At 67.5% G+C, this 19,628-nt stretch carries 16 protein-coding genes; 12 read left to right on the top strand and 4 right to left on the bottom strand.

Annotated elements, in window-relative coordinates; translation table 11 throughout:
• The first annotated feature begins 51 nt into the window (after positions 1-51).
• The 8 genes from ehuC to RNZ50_22975 are packed head-to-tail and all read left to right on the top strand — an operon-like array spanning position 52 to position 7,227.
• A complete protein-coding gene (gene ehuC / locus RNZ50_23010; protein ID MDT8857843.1) occupies positions 52-708 on the top strand; it encodes an ectoine/hydroxyectoine ABC transporter permease subunit EhuC in 657 nt (218 codons plus the stop codon).
• Complete coding sequence (ehuD, locus tag RNZ50_23005; GenBank protein ID MDT8857842.1) at positions 708-1,367, top strand: ectoine/hydroxyectoine ABC transporter permease subunit EhuD; 660 nt, start codon at positions 708-710, stop codon at positions 1,365-1,367. The genes ehuC and ehuD overlap by 1 nt, the downstream gene beginning before the upstream one ends.
• Positions 1,364-2,131 carry an ectoine utilization protein EutA gene (eutA, locus tag RNZ50_23000; GenBank protein ID MDT8857841.1) on the top strand — a complete coding sequence of 256 codons (768 nt, stop codon included), beginning with the start codon at positions 1,364-1,366 and terminating at the stop codon, positions 2,129-2,131. Before ehuD ends, eutA begins: the two co-directional genes overlap by 4 nt.
• Positions 2,128-3,123 carry a hydroxyectoine utilization dehydratase EutB gene (eutB, locus tag RNZ50_22995; protein ID MDT8857840.1) on the top strand — a complete coding sequence of 332 codons (996 nt, stop codon included), beginning with the start codon at positions 2,128-2,130 and terminating at the stop codon, positions 3,121-3,123. Before eutA ends, eutB begins: the two co-directional genes overlap by 4 nt.
• Positions 3,123-4,109: an ectoine utilization protein EutC gene (gene eutC, locus RNZ50_22990; protein ID MDT8857839.1), complete on the top strand. Its 987-nt coding sequence runs from the start codon at positions 3,123-3,125 to the stop codon at positions 4,107-4,109. The genes eutB and eutC overlap by 1 nt, the downstream gene beginning before the upstream one ends.
• 30 nt (positions 4,110-4,139) lie before the next feature.
• The gene (gene doeA, locus RNZ50_22985) at positions 4,140-5,321 is read left to right on the top strand and encodes an ectoine hydrolase DoeA (GenBank protein MDT8857838.1); all 1,182 of its coding nucleotides are present in this window, start codon (positions 4,140-4,142) and stop codon (positions 5,319-5,321) included.
• Between the two features lie 4 nt (positions 5,322-5,325).
• Positions 5,326-6,348 (top strand): N(2)-acetyl-L-2,4-diaminobutanoate deacetylase DoeB, encoded by a 1,023-nt coding sequence (gene doeB, locus RNZ50_22980; GenBank protein MDT8857837.1) that lies wholly within the window; start codon positions 5,326-5,328, stop codon positions 6,346-6,348.
• Positions 6,349-6,372: 24 nt separating this feature from the next.
• Positions 6,373-7,227, top strand: coding sequence for an EamA family transporter (locus RNZ50_22975; GenBank protein MDT8857836.1), 855 nt, complete (start codon positions 6,373-6,375; stop codon positions 7,225-7,227).
• 83 nt (positions 7,228-7,310) lie between these two features.
• On the opposite strand, the gene RNZ50_22970 is transcribed toward RNZ50_22975, so the two are convergent.
• The 4 genes from RNZ50_22970 to RNZ50_22955 all read right to left on the bottom strand — a co-directional run bounded on the left by RNZ50_22970 (position 7,311) and on the right by RNZ50_22955 (position 15,886).
• Positions 7,311-11,942 carry a DUF4082 domain-containing protein gene (locus tag RNZ50_22970; protein MDT8857835.1) on the bottom strand — a complete coding sequence of 1,544 codons (4,632 nt, stop codon included), beginning with the start codon at positions 11,940-11,942 and terminating at the stop codon, positions 7,311-7,313.
• A gap of 229 nt (positions 11,943-12,171) precedes the next feature.
• Positions 12,172-13,404, bottom strand: coding sequence for a GTP-binding protein (locus RNZ50_22965; protein MDT8857834.1), 1,233 nt, complete (start codon positions 13,402-13,404; stop codon positions 12,172-12,174).
• A 241-nt stretch (positions 13,405-13,645) separates the two neighbouring features.
• Positions 13,646-15,046, bottom strand: a complete 1,401-nt coding sequence (locus RNZ50_22960; protein ID MDT8857833.1) for an aspartate aminotransferase family protein — start codon at positions 15,044-15,046, stop codon at positions 13,646-13,648.
• 48 nt (positions 15,047-15,094) lie between these two features.
• Positions 15,095-15,886 (bottom strand): amino acid ABC transporter ATP-binding protein, encoded by a 792-nt coding sequence (locus RNZ50_22955; protein MDT8857832.1) that lies wholly within the window; start codon positions 15,884-15,886, stop codon positions 15,095-15,097.
• Between the two features lie 154 nt (positions 15,887-16,040).
• On the opposite strand from RNZ50_22955, the gene RNZ50_22950 reads away from it, so the two are divergent.
• From RNZ50_22950 to RNZ50_22935, 4 genes are all read left to right on the top strand, one after another.
• Positions 16,041-16,523 carry an Lrp/AsnC family transcriptional regulator gene (locus RNZ50_22950; protein ID MDT8857831.1) on the top strand — a complete coding sequence of 161 codons (483 nt, stop codon included), beginning with the start codon at positions 16,041-16,043 and terminating at the stop codon, positions 16,521-16,523.
• A 170-nt stretch (positions 16,524-16,693) separates the two neighbouring features.
• Complete coding sequence (locus RNZ50_22945; protein ID MDT8857830.1) at positions 16,694-18,115, top strand: amidohydrolase; 1,422 nt, start codon at positions 16,694-16,696, stop codon at positions 18,113-18,115.
• A gap of 45 nt (positions 18,116-18,160) precedes the next feature.
• Positions 18,161-18,880, top strand: a complete 720-nt coding sequence (locus tag RNZ50_22940; protein ID MDT8857829.1) for an ABC transporter permease subunit — start codon at positions 18,161-18,163, stop codon at positions 18,878-18,880.
• Positions 18,877-19,602, top strand: a complete 726-nt coding sequence (locus RNZ50_22935; protein MDT8857828.1) for an ABC transporter permease — start codon at positions 18,877-18,879, stop codon at positions 19,600-19,602. Before RNZ50_22940 ends, RNZ50_22935 begins: the two co-directional genes overlap by 4 nt.
• The last annotated feature ends 26 nt before the right edge of the window (positions 19,603-19,628 follow it).

Genomic DNA, 19,628 nt, shown 5'->3' with positions numbered 1-19,628 from the left:
TCCGGGCGGCGCGGGGTCTGCGCCGCCCCTTTCCCCTGACAGGCGAACATGATGGCCGAGTGGACCGGATATCTGGCCCTGATCCTTCAGGGCGCCGTGGTAACGGCGGAACTGACGGTGCTGGGCTGCGCGCTGGCACTGGTGGCGGCCTTTGTTGCCGGGCTGGGGCGTCTGGCGCCTTTCGCTCCGCTGCGCTGGCTGGCGACGGTCTATATCGAGTTCTTCCGCGGCACCTCGATCTTCGTGCAGCTTTTCTGGGTGTATTTCGTGCTGCCCTTTGCCGGGGTCACGCTGTCGCCGCTGCTGGCGGGGGTGCTGGCGCTGGGCCTGAACGTCGGTGCCTACGGGGCCGAGGTGGTGCGCGGTGCCATCCTGTCGGTGCCGCGCGACCAGTACGAGGCCTGCATCGCGGTAAACCTGAGCCGCTGGCAGCGGATGCGCCATGTGATCCTGCCGCAGGCGCTGCCGCTGATGCTGCCGACCTTCGGCAACAATGCCATCGAGTTGCTGAAGGCCACGGCGGTGGTGTCGCTGATCTCGCTTTCCGACATGACGTTTCAGGCGCAGGTGGTGCGGGCGCAGACCGGTAGCACGCTGGTGCCGTTTGCCACCATCCTTGTGCTGTATTTCATCATGGCGATGGTGATCTCGACCGGCGTGCGGGCGCTGGAGCGGCGGCTGACCCGAGGTCTGGACGGGGTGCGCTGATGGAGTGGGACTGGGACTTCGTGCGCCAGATCATGCCGACGCTGCTGGCGGGGTTGCGGCTGACGCTGCTGATTTCCGTGCTGGCGGCGGGGGTCGCGGCGGTGCTGGGGCTGGTGTTCGCCATCGCGCGGCGCTCGACCGTCACGGCCATCGCGCTGCCGGTGCAGGCGCTGGTCGCCTTCATCCGGGGCACGCCGCTGCTGGTGCAGCTTTACTTCATATTCTATGTGCTGCCCGATCTGGGCATCGTGCTGTCGCCGCTGGTGGCGGGGGTGATCGGCATGGGGCTGCACTACGCCACCTACACCGCCGAGGTTTACCGCGCGGGCATCGAGAATGTGCCGCGCGGCCAGTGGGAGGCGGCGCGCGCCACCAACCTGAGCCTGCGCCAGACCTGGCTGCATGTCGTGATCCCGCAGGCGTTGCCGCCGATGATTCCGGCGCTGGCGAACTATCTGATCGCCATGTTCAAGGAAACGCCACTGCTGTCGGCCATCACTGTGCTGGAACTGATGAACCAGGCCAAGTCGGTCGCCAATTCCAGTTACCGCTACATCGAGCCGATGACGTTGGTGGGGGTGTTCTTCCTTGCGATGAGTCTGGTTTCGGTGGTGATCCTGCGCGGGCTGGAACGTCGCTACGGAAGGACGGCAAGATGACCGGGATCCTGGTTTCCACCCGCACGCCCCGACTGGACGACCGGCCGCTGCGCCACCGCATCGGGCTGATAGCACTTGCCACCGACCATACCAGCGAGGTCGATTATGCCCGGATGATCGCGGCGCAGGGGGTGGGGGTCTATGTCAACCGCATTCCCTATGCCAACCCGGTCACGCCGCAGACCCTTGCCGCGATGGAGCCCGATCTTGCCGCAGGGGCCGCGCTCATCCTGCCGGGCGAGGGGCTGGACGCGGTGATCTACGGCTGCACCTCGGCCTCGGTGGTGATCGGTGACGTGGCGGTGACGGCGGCGATCCGGCGCGGCAAGCCGGGGGTGCCGGTGGTGACGCCGGTTTCGGCCACCCTTGCCGGGCTGCGGGCGCTGGGGGCGCGGCGGATCTCGGTGCTGACGCCCTATTCGGTGCAGACCTCGACCCCGATGGCGCGGCTGTTCGAGGCCGAGGGCTTTGCGCTGGACCGTTTCACCTGCCTGAACATGGACGACGACCGCGACATGGCCCGGATCGCGCTGGACGAGATCGTGGCGCTGGCGGCGGGGGCCGCGGCAAAGGGGTCGGAGGCGCTGTTCATCTCCTGCACCGCAGTGCGGGCGGCGGGGGTGATCGACCGGATGGAGGCGGCAACCGGCATTCCGGTGCTGTCGTCGAACTACGCCGCCGCCTGGGCGGTGCTGCGACTGCTGGGCATCGGGGCTGCCGCAGCGCCGGGGCATCTGATGACTCTTGCCAGGGGCAGGCCGTGACCCCCCTGCTGCCGGTGACGATCGACGATATTCTGGCCGCCGAAGCGCGGATTGCCGGTCTGGTGCGGCGCACGCCGATGGTCAGCGACGCCGTGCTGTCCGACCGGCTGGGCGTGCCGGTTTGGCTGAAGCTGGAGCATCGCCAGACCACCGGCGCCTTCAAGCTGCGCGGGGCGAGCCATGCGCTGCTGGCGCTGCCGCCAGACGCTCGGGCGCGGGGGGTGGTTACGGCCTCGACCGGAAACCACGGGCGCGCGCTGGCCCATGCGGCGCGGGTGGCGGGGGTGCGGGCGGTGGTGTGCCTGTCGCGGCTGGTGCCGGAAAACAAGGTGGCCGCCGTGCGCGCGCTGGGCGCCGAGGTGCGGATTGTCGGTGACAGCCAGGACGAGGCGATGGCCGAGGTGGCCCGCGCGGTGGAGGCCGAAGGGCTGGCCGAGATCGCGCCGTTCGACAATGTGGCGGTGATCGCCGGGCAAGGCACGCTGGGGCTGGAGGTCATCGCGCAATGCCCCGGTTGCGCCACGGTGCTGGTGCCGCTGTCGGGCGGCGGTCTGGCCGCGGGGGTGGCGGTGGCGGTCAAGGCAGGCGCGCCCGGTTGCCGGGTGATCGGCATCAGTATGGAAAGCGGGGCGGCGATGGCGGCCTCGCTCGCGGCGGGTCATCCGGTGACGGTCCGCGAAGTGCCGAGCCTCGCGGATTCGCTGGGCGGCGGCATCGGGCTTGCCAACCGCTTCACCTATCCGATGTGCGCGGCCCTGCTGGACGGGGTGGTGCTGATCAGCGAGGCCGGGATTGCCGAAGCCATGCGCCACATTCACGCCACCCTTGGCGATGCGGTGGAAGGGGCGGCCGCCGTCGGCGTGGCGGCGCTGCTGGCGGGCAAGGTGGCGGTCGCGGGGCCGGTCGTGGTGCTGCTGACCGGCGCCAACGTCGACCCCGCCGCCCATGCCCGCATCCTTGCCCGCGTGGCGCCCGAGGAGGCTCTGCGATGATGCGCCCGCCGGTGATGCTGCTGACCGAGGCCGACCTGCGGGTGCTGGTGCCGCTGGACCTTGCGGCGGTGGATTGTGTGGAGGATGCCTTCCGGGCGCTGGCCACCCTGCCGGTGGCAATGCCGCCGGTCCTGCGGCTGGATATTCCCGAACACCGCGGCGAGGTGGACGTGAAGACCGCCCATGTGCCGGGGCTCGACAGCTTTGCCATCAAGATCAGCCCCGGCTTCTTCGGCAACCCGGCGCTTGGCCTGCCCTCGACCAACGGCATGATGGTGGTGCTGTCGGCGCAGACCGGGCTGGTGCAGGCGCTGCTGCTGGACAACGGCTATCTGACCGATGTGCGGACCGCCGCCGCCGGGGCGGTGGCCGCGCGGCATCTGGCGCGGGCCGATGCAGCCACGGCCGCGATCCTGGGTGCGGGGATGCAGGCGGAAATGCAGCTTCGTGCGCTGCTGCTGGTGCGGCCGGTCCGCGCAGCGCGGGTCTGGGCGCGTGACCTGGCGAAAGCCCGGGCCTTCGCCCGGCGCATGACGGCCGCCCTTGGAATCCCGGTCACCGCCGCCGCAACCGTGGCGCAGGCGGTCGAGGGGGCGGATGTGGTCGTCACCACCACCCCCGCCACCGCGCCGATCCTGCGCGAGGCCGCCCCCGGCCAGCACATCACCGCCATGGGTTCCGATGCCGGGCACAAGACAGAGATCGCCCCGGCGTTGCTGGCGCGGGCCACCTATGTCGCAGACCGCCTGGCGCAGACCCGCCTGCTGGGTGAACTGCACCACGCCATCGCCGCCGGTGCCATCGCCGCCGACGCGGCCTTTGCCGAGCTTGGCGCGGTGGTGGCGGGCCTTGCCCCCGGCCGCACCGCCGCCGCGGAAATCACCCTGGCCGACCTGACCGGCACCGGAATCCAGGATACCGCCATAGCCGCCCTTGCCGTGTCGCGCGCCCGCGCGGCGGGTGCCGGGCAAAGCCTGATCGTATGACCGGGGCCACACCCCCAAGGAGGACCACGCATGAGTGATGTAGACCTGCGGTTCAGCCGCGACGAATTTGCCGCCCGACTGGCAAAGACCCGGGTGGCGATGGCGGCGAAGGGGGTCGATCTGCTGATCGTCACCGACCCTTCCAACATGAACTGGCTGACCGGCTATGACGGCTGGTCGTTCTATGTGCATCAATGCGTGATCGTGCCGCCGCAGGGCGAACCGATCTGGTTCGGGCGCGGGCAGGATGCCAACGGCGCGAAGCTGACGGCCTACCTCAAGCACGCGAACATCATCGGCTATCCCGACAACTATGTGCAATCGACCGAGCGGCACCCGATGGACTACCTGTCCGGCGTGCTGGCCGACAAGGGCTTCGGCGGGCTGCGCATCGGCGTCGAGATGGACAACTACTATTTCTCGGCCGCGGCCTTTGCCGCGCTGGTGAAGCACCTGCCGAACGCGACGTTCAGCGACTGCACCGCGCTGGTGAACTGGCAGCGCGCGGTGAAATCGCCGCAAGAGATCGCCTACATGCGCCGCGCCGCCCGGATCGTGGAACGGATGCACGCCCGGATCGTCGACAGGATCGAGGTCGGGATGCGCAAATGCGATCTGGTGGCCGAAATCTATGACGCGGGCATTCGCGGCACCGAAGCCTTCGGCGGCGACTACCCGGCCATCGTGCCGCTGCTGCCCTCGGGGCGCGATGCCAGCGCACCGCACCTGACCTGGGACGACAAGCCGATGAAATCGGGCGAAGGCACGTTCTTCGAGATTGCCGGCGCCTATCACCGCTATCACTGCCCGCTGTCGCGCACGGTGTTTCTCGGCAAGCCGACGCAGGCTTTCCGCGATGCCGAACAGGCGACGCTGGAGGGGATGGAGGCCGGCCTTGCCGCCGCCCGCCCCGGCAACACCTGCGAGGACATCGCGCGCGGCTTCTTCGACGTGCTGGCGAAGCACGGCATCCTGAAGGACAACCGCACCGGCTATCCCATCGGGCTGTCGTATCCGCCCGACTGGGGCGAACGCACCATGTCGCTGCGCCCCGGCGACAGGACCGTGCTGGAACCGGGCATGACCTTCCATTTCATGACGGGCCTGTGGCTGGAGGACATGGGGCTGGAGATCACCGAAAGCATCCTGATCACCGAAACCGGCGTCGAATGCCTGGCCGACGTGCCGCGCAAGCTGTTCGTGAAGGATTGACGCCATGACCACGACCCTGCGCCCGTCGCCCGTGTCTGCGACGGTGGATTTCGATGCCGATGGCGTGCAGCACGGCTTCCTGCGCCTGCCCTACAGCCGCGACGATGCGGCGTGGGGGTCGGTGATGATCCCGGTCACGGTGGTCAGGAACGGCACCGGCCCCACCGCCCTGCTGACCGGCGCCAACCACGGCGACGAATACGAGGGGCCGATCGCGCTGTTCGACCTGGCCCGCAGCCTGACGGCGGCCGAGGTGACGGGGCGGGTGATCATCATCCCCGCGATGAACCAGCCCGCCTTTGCCGCAGGCACCCGCACCTCGCCCATCGACCGCGGCAACCTGAACCGCAGCTTTCCCGGCCGCCCCGATGGCACGGTGACCGAAAAGATCGCCGACTATTTTCAGCGCGTGCTTCTGCCGATGGCGGATGTGGTGCTGGATTTCCACTCGGGCGGCAAGACGCTGGATTTCCTGCCGTTCTGCGCCGCCCACATCCTGCCCGGGGACAATGCCGCCACCCGCGCGCAGGAGGCGCGGGCCTTCGATCTGGTGCGGGCGTTCGGCGCGCCCTTCAGCGTGAGGATGCTGGAGATCGACGCGGTGGGCATGTATGACACCGCCGCCGAAACCATGGGCCGCGTGTTCGTGACCACCGAACTGGGCGGCGGCGGCACAGCCTCGGCCAACACCACGGCCATCGCGATGCGCGGCTGCCGCAACCTGCTGATCGCGGCGGGGGTCGTGACCGGCACCGCTGCACCGCAGCCGACCCGGTGGCTGGACATGCCGGACGGCGACTGCTTTACCTTCGCGCAGGATGCCGGGCTGATCCGCTTCTGCGCCGATCTGGGCGACCGGGTGGCGGCGGGCCAGACCATCGCGATGATCTACCCGACCGGGCGCACCGGGCTTGACCCGGTGGAATTGACGCTGCCGCGCGGCGGGCTGTTCACCGCGCGGCATTTCCCCGGCCTGGTGAAGCCGGGCGACTGTGTGGCGGTGGTGGCCGAGGAAATCGCGGGCTGAACCGCGCAAGGGGGACGGGCAGGCATGGGACGGCTTTCCGCGCGCGACACGGGGCTTGCGGTTCTGGTCGCCCTGATCTGGGGCATGGGCTTCGTGGTTGCCAAGGCAGGGATGGCGCATTTTCCGCCCATCCTGCTGATGGCGCTGCGCTTCGCCATCACGGCGCTGGCACTGGTCTGGTTTGCCGGGCCGCCACGGGGCAACCTGCGCCGGCTGCTGGCGGTGTCGGTGGTCGGGGCGACGATTCAATACAGCCTGACGTTTACCGGGGTGAAGGGCCTTGGCGCCGGGCTTTCGGCGCTGGTCGTGCAACTGGAGGTGCCGTTTCTGGTGGTGTTCGGCGCGCTGCTGTTGCGCGAAAAGGTCACCCTGCGCAAATGGCTTGGCATCGCCGTGGCCTTTGGCGGCGTTGGCCTGATCGCCTCGGGCGAGCAGTTCACCGGGTCGATCGTGCCGATTGCGCTGGTTATGGGGGGGGCCTGCTTCTGGGCGCTGGGGCAGGTGATGGTGCGCGGCATCGTCGGCATGTCGGGTCTGGCGGTCACCGCCTGGATTGCCCTGCTGGCGACGCCGCAGCTGTTCGTCATGTCGGCACTGTTCGAGACCGGGCAGGTTGCGGCGCTGCGCAATGCCGGCCCCGAGGTCTGGGGGGCGGCGCTTTATCTTGGGCTGGTCATGACGGCCTTCGGGTATTTCCTGTGGAATACGCTGATCCTGCGCCACGAGGTCGGCGCCATCGCCCCCTTCCTGCTGCTGCTGCCGGTGTTTTCGGTGCTGGGCGGCGTGGTGTTTCTGGGCGAACAGCTTGAACCGCTGCGCCTGCTGGGCGGGGCGGTGGTTCTGGCGGGCGTCGGGCTGATCACGCTGGCGAAGGCCTGACGGCCGCAGCGCGATGCCGCCTATGGGTGCCGGTCGCCCCGGCGCGCCCCGCCCGGGCGCGCCGGGGCGACCGTCGGCGACTGCTAGAGATAGTCCATCAGGGTCGGCGTCTCCCGCAACGCGGTGACAAAGTATTCGTCATGCTCGAAGGATTCCCAGAAATGATCGCGGGACGCGTCGGCCATCAGGGCAAGGGCGGCCGGTTCCTCCACCAACACGGTGACCCGCCCCGTCGCGGTGCCGCCGTAGCCGTCTGCGATCGCGTAGTCGAACGTGGTGGAACCGGCGAAGCCTGCCGCAGGGATGAAGATGATCTCGTCGGCCAGGCTGTTGTAGGAGACCGTTCCGTTCTGCGCATTGCCGACCCCGATGATCGACAGCGCATCGTCGTCGGCATCGGTGTCGTTGGCCACCAGCAGCGCCGATGCCAGGGTCAGCACACCATCCTGCGCCATGACGGCCGAGTCTGCCACCGCGACCGGCGAGTCGTTCAGATCGACCTGCAGTTCGATGGAGCTTGCCTCAACCCCGGCCGTTGCCGGATCGGCATCCACCATCCGCCCCTTGCCCGCCATGTTGAGGAAGATGCCCGTGGAGGTGATGGTCAGGTCGGCAAGCGTCAGCGGCGTAGCGACGCCGTCGGCATTGGTGAACCCCTGCTGGCTGAGGATCGTGACGCCCCGGATCTGCGGCAGCGTGCCGATGCCATCCAGAATCCGCACGCCGTTGAACGGGAACGCGGCCGAGGGCGCGAAGGCCACGAACGCCTGACTGAAAACCCCCGCGTCAAGCGGGAAGGTGATGCTGATCGTCTGCGCCCCCACATCGACCGAGGCGAGGCCGAAGCTGCCATTGCCGAGGCCCGGCCCGGCATTCGGCAACGCGGTGAATTCCACGGTGCCCGGATTGGCATCGACGATTGCGGTCTGGCTGGCGCTGGCGTCGGGAAAGAGCGTGGTCGGGGTGGACCCGAAGATGTATTGGGCCGTGATCTGGTGGCCGGCAAAGGTGGCCGGCTGCTGGGATTCGTCTTCGACATCGGTGACCGTGACCGCAATCGACTTCGTGACCACCGGCGCGGTGCCGTCCGACACCCCGACGATCAGGTCATAGACGTTGTTGCCCCCGGCATCTGCGGGCAACTCGAAATCGGGCGCCACGAGGAAGGAAACCAGCCCGGTTGTCGCGTTGATCCCGAACAGCGACGCATCGGCGCCCCCGGCGATGGTGTAGGTCAGGGCATTGCCCTCGGCATCGCTTGCCGCGACCAGGGCTGCCGCAAGCTGGTTCTCGGCGGCAAGGAAGCTTGTCGACGACGTGAAGACCGGCGCCGTGTTTTCGGGCGTGACCGGGTTGAAGGTCACGTCCACCCAATAGTTCGAATTGTTGTAGGAACTGGTCGGGAAAGCCCCGGTGCCCCCGGCCGAGAACACGCCGTTGCCGCCGCCGAGCCCGGTCAGGATGCCGTCAGGTCCGGTATGGGCCGTGTTGAAGAAGCCGCCGGTGAAGGCGTAGTTCTGCACCGTGCCGTAGGACGCGACATAGGTGGTGTTTGCCGTGATCTGGACAGCGGACGACAGCGTGGCCACCTGCCAGCCGCTTTGGCCCTCGACCGATGTCACGGTCACGAAGGCAAGCCGGTTGCCGCTGCCATCCCACAGGCTCAGGGTGCGGGTATCGACATCCGTGGCATCCTCTGCCCCGCGATAGTAGCGCAGCTGCGTGATGCTGCCCGCCTGCGTGGCGGTGAATCTCACGCCGAGTTCATAGTCGGTCGGGTCCGACGTGGAGATCACGGCGGGAAGGTCCGACGGGCCGAACAGGTGCGACCCGGTGCCGGGTTCGGGATCGATCACGTCGATCACCGTCACGCTGATTTCCTGCTGCACCGGCGGGGCGATGCCGTCCGTGGCGCTGACCAGCAGATTGTAGACGTTGTCCGCCCCCACATCGGTCGGGGCCGAGAAATTGGGCGCGGCCAGGAACGACAGCGCGCCGGTGGACGAATTGATCGTGAACCTTGCCGCATCCGCCCCGCCGGCGATGGAATAGAAAAGGATGCTCGTCTCTGCGTCCGTTGCGGTGATGTTGCCGACTTGAAGCAGACCCTCCGCGATGGTGAAGGCGGCGGGCGAGGTGATGACGGGCGCCGTGTTGGCCCCGGATGCCACCGGATCGAAGGTCACGTCCACCCAGTAGTTTGCCGACGCGTAGGTCTGGGTCGGCATCACCGGCGCACCGCCCCCGTAGTGGAACACGCCCCCGCTTTGAAAGGCGCTGACGACCCCGAAGATCCCCGAGAAGGCGCCGTTGTCCAGGCCGTCGAACGCGACCTCCCTGCCCTCGGCAAAGAACCCGCCGGCGGCGAAGTAGTTGTTTTCCGTGCGGTAGGACACGACGTATTCGGCACCGGCCACCAGATCGACGGGGGTGGAAAGCTGTGCCACCTGCCACCCGGTCGCACCGGCCACAGAGGTGAAGGTGACGGTTGCCAGCAAGGTGCCGCTGGCGCTCCACAGGTGCCCTGCGCGCACGTCGGTATCGCCTGCGTCGAGTTCGGCGCGCCAGTATTTCAGTTCGGTGACCGCGCCTGGAGTGTTGACCGAAAACCGCATCCCGAGCTCGATGGAGGTGTTGTCGTTGTAGACAAAGCCCGTCACGATGTCGGCCGCATCGAACACGCCGAAGGTTTCGGGCAGCTCCGGGGCCGTCACCGTGACGACATCCTGCGACGGTGTCACGTTCACGACGTTCAGGCTGTCGTCGATGGCGCGGGCCCTGATCGTATAGACTCCCTGCGCCGTCGGCGTCCAGTTGTAGGTCCAGGTCGCCCAGTTGTCGGTCGTGGTGGCGACACGCCAGGTCGTGCCGCCGTCAAGCGAAACCTCGACCACGGCAACCTGACCGTCGGGCGTGGCGGCGTTGCCGTCATCGTCGGTCGCGGTTCCCGAGATCACCACGGTGGAAAGCGCCGCGACAGTGTCGGGGATATCAACCAGCGTGGTCGTCGCGGCGACGAGATCGAGCGATTGCGTCGCCCGGATAAGACCCTGCAACATCAGGACCGCGTCGGTCACGCCGGGCTGAATGCCCATGTCGGCGAACATGTTCACGGTGAACTGCTGGATGTCGAGGTTCGCGATCTGCGCGCTGTAGGGCGAGCTGTCATGCGCGTTGCTGAGCCCCCAGGACCAGAACACCGTGCCGGCCCCGAACACCAGCGCGCCGCTGGGCGCACGGTAGATCGACAGGTTGTGGGTGGCCGAACCCGGCAGAACGGTGTTGCCCTGGTCGGTCAGGATGCCGCTCCAGTTGATCGTCGTCTCGGAAAGCTTGATCAGGCCGGCCGGGCGGGACAGGTCGTCCGGAGACGCATCCCATTCGTAGCCGAGGATTCCGGGGGCAATGTCAAGCTGCCCGCCGTTGGCGATGCTGGTGTCGCGCCAGACCCGCAGCCCCGAAAAGGCGGCCGGCACGTCCAGCGCGCCGCCGAAATCACCGACACCGTCCGCGATGAACATCTGGCCCATCAGCGAGTTTTCGGCGCAGTTGCACGCCGGGCAAAGGCCGGAAATCGGATCGGGGTCGGCCCCGCCGGCGATGTAGTTGCCCTCGGCATCCCTTGCCATCAGAAAGCGGGTGTCGCGCCAGGTGCCTGTCCAGATGTTGGTCGGGTCAAGATCGACGTAGTCGTCGGGGCCGTCGTTGGGATCAGGGTTCGCCCAGGTTTCCTTGTAGCAGACCAGGGTGCGATACTCGGTGCCATCGACGATGCTGACGTCCCAGCGGGTCTTCCAGTAGCACTCGTTGCCGCTCCAGAACAGCAGGTTCACACCGGCGTCGCGGGCTTCCTCGACGTTGGCCCGCTGACCGCCCGACCAGTATTCGTCATGCCCGACAGAGATGAACGCCTTGTAGTTCTGCAGATAGTCCGCACCCAGCCGGTCCGTATCGACGCCGGAAATGTAGGATACGTCGTAACCGTTCTGTTCCAGCCAGCTGATCGCGGCATAATCCGCGCCAAAGACGTAGTTCTGCGCGCCGGATGACGGGCTGGTGCCGTCGCGGGTGATGAAGGGACGGTTGTAGCTGACGGCGTAAGACCGATCGTCCCGGCCGCCGTCTGGCGGCGAGTCGTCGTGGCTGACGGTCAGGCTGGCATCGCCGTAGAAGTTCGCACCGACCTGGCCATTGTTGCCGAACCAGCCGTTGTAGGCATGCCAGGTGGTATCGGATGTCTGCAGCACGATGTCGGCCGACACCCCGTCGTTGCGCACGATGAACGGAATCTGGTTCACCGCGCCCTCGATCGGGTCGCCGTTCGCGTCCAGCCGCTGAAGCCGTGCGAGGTAGACGCCCGAAACCGCATCCGCCGGGATGTCCCAGCTGTCGGTCACCGTCCAGTTGCCGGCATCGACAAGCGCCCGCGTCGGGTCGTATTGCGCCGCCTCCTGCACCGTGGCGTTCTGGTTTGTCCATTCCGCGACCTCGCGGGCACCCGACCCGCCGTAATGGCCGAGGCGGAAGATTTCCACCGTGTAGTCGCTGCCGGCGCCGCCGTTGACGTTGATCTTGAAGTCGACCGTGTCGCCCGCATTCACGCTGAAATCGGTAGCGAACCCTTCGATCTGGTTGCTGTGCGCGACGTTCCAGTAGGAACTTTCGGCCCGCCCTTCCATGATCGCGTTTTCAGTCACAATGCGATTGTCGGTCATGCCAAGCCTCCAAAAGCCGTCAGTGCGACTGCCCGACGGATCCGATTAAATGTGGTCAACGAATGATCAAACTTTCACAAATCGAGTACCGTTCTCCGCGACAAGCAGGACGCTGGAGGACGGATCAAGTCAATTAAGCCTTTCGGTGAAACCTGGCACGATGTCTATCCGAAGTAGGTGATTGCCGGTCGGGGCGCTATCAGTTGCGGAATCCGATTCCCTTTTGGTTTCAATGGCCTGCGGCTGCCGCGCTGCTGTCGGAGCTTACACTGCCAGCAAACGGATCGTGAAGCTGGCCGATCGCCTGCGGGGTCAGTTGCGCCGGATCGCGGATCAGGCAGGCGTCGAGCGCCGCCGTGATCCGCCTGCGGTTCATGCCCGAGCCGATGAACACCAGTTCCTGCCGCCGGTCGCCGTAGGGGTCGCGCCATTGCGCGCGAATCCGTGCGACGGCAAGGGGGTCCGCGGGCCAGGCCGTCCGGGGCAGCGCCGCCCACCAGCGCCCCAGCGGCTTCATCGCGGACATCGGGCCGGCCAGGCTGAAGTCGAGCGCCCAGCCGGGCTGGGTCGGAATCCAGAACTTGCCCTTGGCCCGGATGACACCCGGCAGCGGCGAGGTGAGAAGGTCGCAGATGCGTTGCGGATGGAACGGCTGCCGCGCGCGATAGACGAAGGACGCGATGCCGTATTCCTCGGCCTCGGGCACATGGCTGGCGAACTCGTTCAGTTCCTTGAACCAGCGCGGGGACCGTCTTGCCTTGTCGAAGTCGAACAGGCCGGTGCGCAGGATGCTGTCCAGCGGAACCTCGCTGTAATCGGTCTCGATCAGGCGCGCCCCCGTGTTGAGGCACCGCACGATCCGGCGCGCGGCTTCGGTGCGCGCGGGCCCCGCTTCGGTGATCTTGTTGAGGATCACCACATCCGCGAACTCGATCTGGTCGACCAGCAATTCGACCAGCGTGCGCTCGTCGGTCGGCTCGCGGGTTTCCCCCCGGTCGCGCAGGAAATCGTGGCTGGAGAAGTCTTCCAGCAGGTTTCTGGCATCGACCACCGTCACCATCGTGTCGAGTCGCGCCACGTCGCCCAGGCATTGCCCTGCCGCGTCGCGAAAGTCGAAGGTGGCCGCCACCGGCATCGGCTCGGCTATCCCGGTGGATTCGATCAGCAGATAGTCGAACCGGCCCGCCTCGGCCAGCCTGCGCACCTCTGCCAGCAGGTCGTCGCGCAGCGTGCAGCAGATGCAGCCGTTCGTCATCTCGACCAGCGTCTCGTCGGTATGGCTCAGTGCGGCGCCGCCCTCGCGCACCAGATCGGCGTCGATGTTCACCTCGGACATGTCATTGACGATGACCGCAACCCGCCTGCCTTCGCGGTTGTTCAGGATGTGGTTGAGCAGGGTTGTCTTGCCGGACCCCAGAAATCCGGACAGGACCGTGACGGGAAGTCGTTCCGAAGCGGGCAAGGCTGCACCTGACCTTCCTGTGGCTGCGGACGCCCGGCTTTCCGCAATCGGCCTGTGGTTGCGGACGCCGGGCGGTCCACAGCCGGGCCTGCGCGGCCATCCAGCCCGGCATCCGGCCTGTCGGAAGTTGTGACGGGATGTGCCCGGCCCTGTCAAATCCGCCATAAGGCGTAGCACATGGCCGGGCCTGCCGCCGCATCGTGCCGGCGGTTGGCGCGGCCCTCTCGACCCGCCGCGACGGTCAGCCGTTCCCGTTGCCCTTGCGCTGCGGGGGCAGCACGGCCTCTACCGCCCGCAGCGCGGCATCGACGACAATATCGGCCTCGTCGCGGGTGAGGCAGAGCGGGGGGGCGAAGCCGAGGATGTCGCCTTGCGGCATGGCGCGGCCGATCACGCCCCGGTCGAGCAGGGCGGCGGAGACGGCGGGGCCGATCTTGCGGGCGGGGTCGAAGAAGCGGCGGTCGTCCCTGTCCTCGACGAACTCCACCGCCGCCATCAGCCCGTCGCCGCGCACCTCGCCGACGTTGGGGTGCCCGGCCAGGGCGGCCGACAGCGCCGCGCGGAAGTAGGCGCCGGTGGTGCCCGCGTTCTCCACCAGCCCCATCTCGTCGATCAGCTTCAGGTTGGCGACCCCGGCCGCCGCGCAGATCGGATGCGCCGAATAGGTCCAGCCATGGCCCATCGGCCCCGCCTCGTCCGAGCCCTGCACCAGCACCTGCCACATCCGGTCGGACACGATCGACCCCGACAGCGGCGCATAGGCCGAGGTCAGTCCCTTGGCGATGGTGATCAGGTCGGGCACCATGCCGTAATGGTCCGAGCCGAACATCGTGCCAAGGCGGCCGAAGCCGGTCACCACCTCGTCGGCCACCAGCAGGATGTCGTATTTCGCCAGCACCGCCTGGATCGCCGCCCAGTAGCCCGCGGGCGGCGGCACGATGCCGCCGGTGCCGAGGATCGGCTCGCCGATGAAGGCCGCGACGGTGTCGGGGCCCTCGGCCAGGATCATCTCCTCCAGCTTCGCCGCGCAATGGGCCGAGAACTGTTCCTCGGTCTGGTTGCGGTCTTCGCGGCGGAAATAGTAGGGCGCCTCGGTGTGCAGCACGGGGGCGCGCGGCAGGTCGAAGTTGGCGTGGAACAGCGCGAGCCCGGTCAGGCTGCCGGTCATCACGCCCGAGCCGTGATAGCCGCGCCAACGGCTGATGATCTTCTTCTTCTCGGGTCGGCCGAGGATGTTGTTGTAATACCAGATCAGCTTGATGTTGGTCTCGTTGGCATCCGAGCCCGACAGGCCGAAATAGACCCGGCTCATGTGCGAAGGCGCGCGTTCGATGATCATCCGCGCCAGCGTGATGCTGGCCTCGGTGCCGTGGCCGACATAGGCGTGGTAATAGGCCAGCTTGCGCGCCTGCTCGGCAATCGCCTCGGCAATCTCGCTGCGCCCGTAGCCGACGTTGACGCAGTAAAGCCCGGCAAAGGCATCAAGGCTGCGCCGACCCTCGGTGTCGGTGATATGGACCCCCTCGCCCCCGGCAATCACCCGCCGCGGCGTCTCGCCCCGCGCATGGGCACCGGCATGGGTCGAGGGGTGGAAGAAATGATCGCGGTCCCAGGCGTTCAGGTCGTTGCTGCCGAAGGTCATGCGTGGCGTTCCTTGTTGGGTCGTTCAGGTCGGGGCAACAGGCCGCCGCTACATGACACGAGAGATGAACTGGCGGAAGCGGGGCGAGGTCGAGCGGCTGAACACCTCGTCGGGCGTGCCCTCGGCCTCGATCCTGCCCGCGTCGAGAAAGACCACCCGGTCCGACACTTCGCGCGCAAAGCCGACCTCGTGGGTGACGACCAGCATGGTGCGCGCCTCGGAGGCCAGATCGCGGATCACCCGCAAGACCTCGCCCACCAGTTCCGGGTCCAGCGCAGATGTGGGTTCGTCGAACAGCAGCACCTTCGGCCGCATCGCCAGCGCCCGGGCGATGGCCGCGCGCTGCTGCTGGCCGCCCGACAGCATCGCCGGATAGGCGTCGCGCTTTTCGATCAGCCCGACCTTTTCCAGCAGGGCCTCGGCCTCGCCGATCACCTCGGCGCGCGGTCGTTTGAAGACGTGGACCGGCGCTTCGATGACATTCTGCAGCACCGTCTTGTGGCTCCACAGGTTGAAGTTCTGGAAGACCATCCCGGTCTGCCGGCGGATGCCTTCGGTGAGCTTGCGGCGCTCGGCGGCAGGGGCGGGCTCCGCATCGGCCCCGAAGCCAAGCCGGAGCGGGCCGACGCGCACCACGCCGCCATCTGCCGTTTCCAGCAGGTTCACGCAGCGCAGCAGCGTGGATTTGCCCGACCCCGAGGAGCCGAGAATCGAGATCACCTGACCCTCGCCGGCCGAAAGCGACACGCCGCGCAGCACTTCCAGCGTGCCGAACCGTTTGCGCAGGCTTTCGATCTGCACGATCGGTTCGGCTGCGCGGGGAAGAAGGGTCGGTGCCATGGCCATTGCCTGTTCCGTCTTGCATTGCCCGGACCGGGCCGTGACCATTGTCGCCTGCCAACTCTATGCTGGGGTTTTGACCGGATTTCATCTAAGTTTTCCCCGTTCAGGATTTTTTCCTGCACTCAATTCGTATTCAACGCAGGAGTTCTGCATGGCGGCGCTTGACCAGATAGACGTGCGGATCCTGACCGCCGTCCAACAGAACAACCGCATGACCTCGGACGAGCTTGGGGCGCTGGTCGGTCTGTCCCCGACCGCCTGCCAGCGCCGCTTGAAACGGCTGCGCGCCGACGGGATCATCGAGGCCGATGTGTCCGTGGTGTCACCCGAGGCCGTCGGCCGCCCGATCTCGATGCTGGTTCTGGTGTCGCTGGAACGCGAAAGGTCCGATATCATTGACCGTTTCAAGCAGTCGATCCGCTCGACCCCGGAAATCATGGTCGGGCTTTACGTCACCGGAGAGGCCGATTTCGCCCTGCTGATCACCGCGCGCGACATGGAGGATTACGAGACCTTCACGCGGCGCTTCTTCTACGAGAACCGCGACATCAAGGGTTTCAAGACACTGGTGGTGATGGACCGCATCAAGCTTGGCCTCAGCGTTCCCATCCCCGACGTGGGCGACCCCGGCTGACAGGCGGCGGGTGGAGCCGCGCGTCTGGCGCATCTTTTCGCGAAATCTGGCACGGTTTGCGCAGGAATTCTGCGAAGGGTAGCCCAAGAACGCCGCCGCTCAGGTCCCGATCCGGGTAGGATGAAGCTACGCCGGCGACTTGCCGCGCCTGCATTCCCCGGAAAGACCCGATGACAAACCTGCCCGTTTCGAGCTTTGTCGAGGCCAGACAAGCCGCCTTCTGCGATCTCAGCGACCGTATCTGGGACATGCCGGAGCTGAACTTTGCCGAAGTCCGCTCGGCTGCGGCCCATGCGCAGATGATCGCGTCCGAAGGTTTCCGCCCGATGTCCGGCATCGCCGGTATGCCGACGGCGGTGGGCGGCGAGGCGGGTGATGGCGGTCCGGTGATCGTGATCATGGGCGAATACGACGCGCTGCCGGGTCTCAGCCAGCACGCGGGGCTGCCCGAGCAGCGAGAACTGGTGCCGGGCGGCAACGGCCATGGCTGCGGGCACAACCTGCTGGGCTCGGCCTCGCTGCTGGCGGCGGCGGCGCTGAAGGAGTGGCTGGCGCGCGCCGGGCTGCCGGGCCGGGTGCGCTATCTCGGCTGCCCCGCCGAAGAGGGCGGTTCGGCCAAGGGCTTCATGGTGCGGGCGGGCTGTTTCGACGACGTGGATGCCGCGATCTGCTGGCATCCGGGCCCGTTGACCGGCGTGACGAGCCCGCTGTCGCTGGCCTGCGTGGAATCGGAGTTCATCTTTCATGGCCGCGCCTCGCACGCCTCGGTTTCCCCGCATCTGGGGCGGTCCGCACTGGATGCGGTGGAGCTGATGAACGTCGGCGTGAACTACCTGCGCGAACACATGCCGCCGGGGGCGCGCATCCACTACGCCATCACCGATGCCGGGGGCATATCGCCCAATGTGGTGCAGGCCCGCGCCGCTGTGCGTCAGCTGGTGCGCGCGCCGACCCTGCCCGAGATGTGGTCGCTGAACGACCGGGTGATCGACGTGGCGCGCGGTGCCGCGCTGATGACCGGCACGACGATGCAGATGCGCCAGATCAGCGGCGAGGCCAATCTGGTGGGCAACACCGTGCTGGAACGGCTGATGGATGCCGCCCTGCGCCGCCTTGGCCCGCCCCCGTTCGATGCCGAGGATCAGACGGTGGCCGCCGCCTTCGCGGCCACGCTCGACCCGCAGGACATCCGCGCCGCGCTGGCCAACTTCGGGTTGACCCGGACGCCCGGCGCCGCGCTCTGCGACCAGATCTATGCGATGGGGTCCGGCTCGCGCCATGCCATCGGGTCCACCGATGTCGGCACGGTCAGCTGGGTGGTGCCGGTCGTTCAGTGCCGCGTGGCAACCTGCGCCACCGGCACCCCGGCGCATTCCTGGCAGATGGTGGCGCAGGGGCGCACGGCGGCGGCGCACAAGGGCATGATCCTCGCGGCAAAGGCGATGGCCGAGGTGGCGGCCACCCTGTTTGCCTATCCGGCCCGGCTTGCGGCAGCACAGGCCGAACATGCGGCCTTCCGCGCCGAAAACCCGTTCCGCAACCCGGTCGGACCGGATGTGGCGCTGAACCTTCCCGCCGGGCCGCCGTCATGACCGCGCCGGGCGGCAAGACGCGACTGGCGACGCACGCGAGGCATCGTGGCTGACCAGACCCTCCTCCAGCTGTTCAGTTTCGGCCCCGACGGGTGGGGCGCGCCCATGCTGCGCGCCGCCGGAATGACCGTGGCGGTTGCGGCCTGCGGCTATCTGCTGGGCGGGGTCATCGGGATCTTCGGGGCCTGGGCCAAGCTGGCGGGCGGGCGCGTGCTGCGCGGCGCGGCGGAGACCTACACCACGGTGTTGCGCGGCATTCCCGACCTGCTGGTGATCTTCCTGTTCTATTTCGGGGCCGGGGTTGCGCTGTCGAAGATCGCGGGGCTGTTCGGCCATGTCGGTTTCATCTCGCTGCCGGGCTTCGTGGCCGGCTTTCTGGCGATCGGCATCGTGTCGGGCGCCTATCACACCGAGGTGATCCGGGCCGCCGTGATGGCGGTGAGCAAGGGCGAGATCGAGGCCGCGACGGCGATCGGCATGGGCCGCTTTCTGATCTTCCGCCGCATCCTTGCCCCGCTGGCGCTGCGCTCGGCCCTGCCCGGCCTCGGGAACGTGTGGCAGCTGGTGCTGAAGGAAGCGGCGCTGGTCTCGGTGACCGGGGTGGTGGAACTGGTGCGGCAGGCGCAGATGGGGGCGCGGTCCACCCGCGACCCGTTCACATTCTTTCTGGTCGCAGCCCTGCTGTATCTCTGCATCACCACGGTTTCGGGCCTGCTGTTTCAGGCCGCCGAGGCGCGGGTCGGTCGCGGGGCACGGCGCACATGATCGAACTGTCGTTCATATGGGAAGCCTTCCTCACGCTGCTGCCCGGTGTGCCGCTGACGTTGCAGCTTGCCGCGGTATCCTTCGTTCTGGGCGCGGCCCTGGCGGTGCCGGTCGCGATGATGAGGATGGCGCGCAACCGCATTCTGGCGGCCACGGCCAAGCTTTACATCACGGTTTTCCGCGGCACGCCGCTGCTGTTGCAGATATTCCTGATCTACTACGGGCTGGCACAGGTCGATTTCATTCGCCACGGGCCGCTGTGGGTGTTGTTCCGCGACCCCTATTTCTGCGCGATTCTGGCCCTGACGCTGAACATGGCGGCCTATGCCAGCGAGGCCGTGCGCGGCGGGCTGCTGTCGGTGCCGCATGGCCAGATCGAGGCGGCTCGGGCGGGTGGGATGTCGCGCCCGCTGATGCTGCGCCGGATCATCCTGCCGCTGGCAATGCGCCAGTCCCTGCCCGCCTTCGGCAACGAGTTGATCATCATGATCAAGTCCACCTCGCTCGCCTCGATGATCACCGTGATGGAAATCACCGGCCTCGCCTCGCGGCTGATGTCGGAAACCTACCGCGTGGTCGAGGTTCTGCTGGCGGCGGGTGCGATCTACCTCACGATGTCCTTCCTCAGCGCGCGCGGGGTGCGGGCGCTGGAACACTGGCTGAACCCGCAATTGCGCAACGTCGCAGGTGGAATGCCCGAACTGGAACGGGGTGCCGCATGAGCGCCCGCGCTCCCCGACGCCACCAC

It is taken from the genome of Paracoccaceae bacterium Fryx2 (genome assembly GCA_032334235.1).
GTDB lineage: Bacteria > Pseudomonadota > Alphaproteobacteria > Rhodobacterales > Rhodobacteraceae > JAVSGI01.
This window is presented reverse-complemented; position numbering and strand designations above follow the sequence as displayed.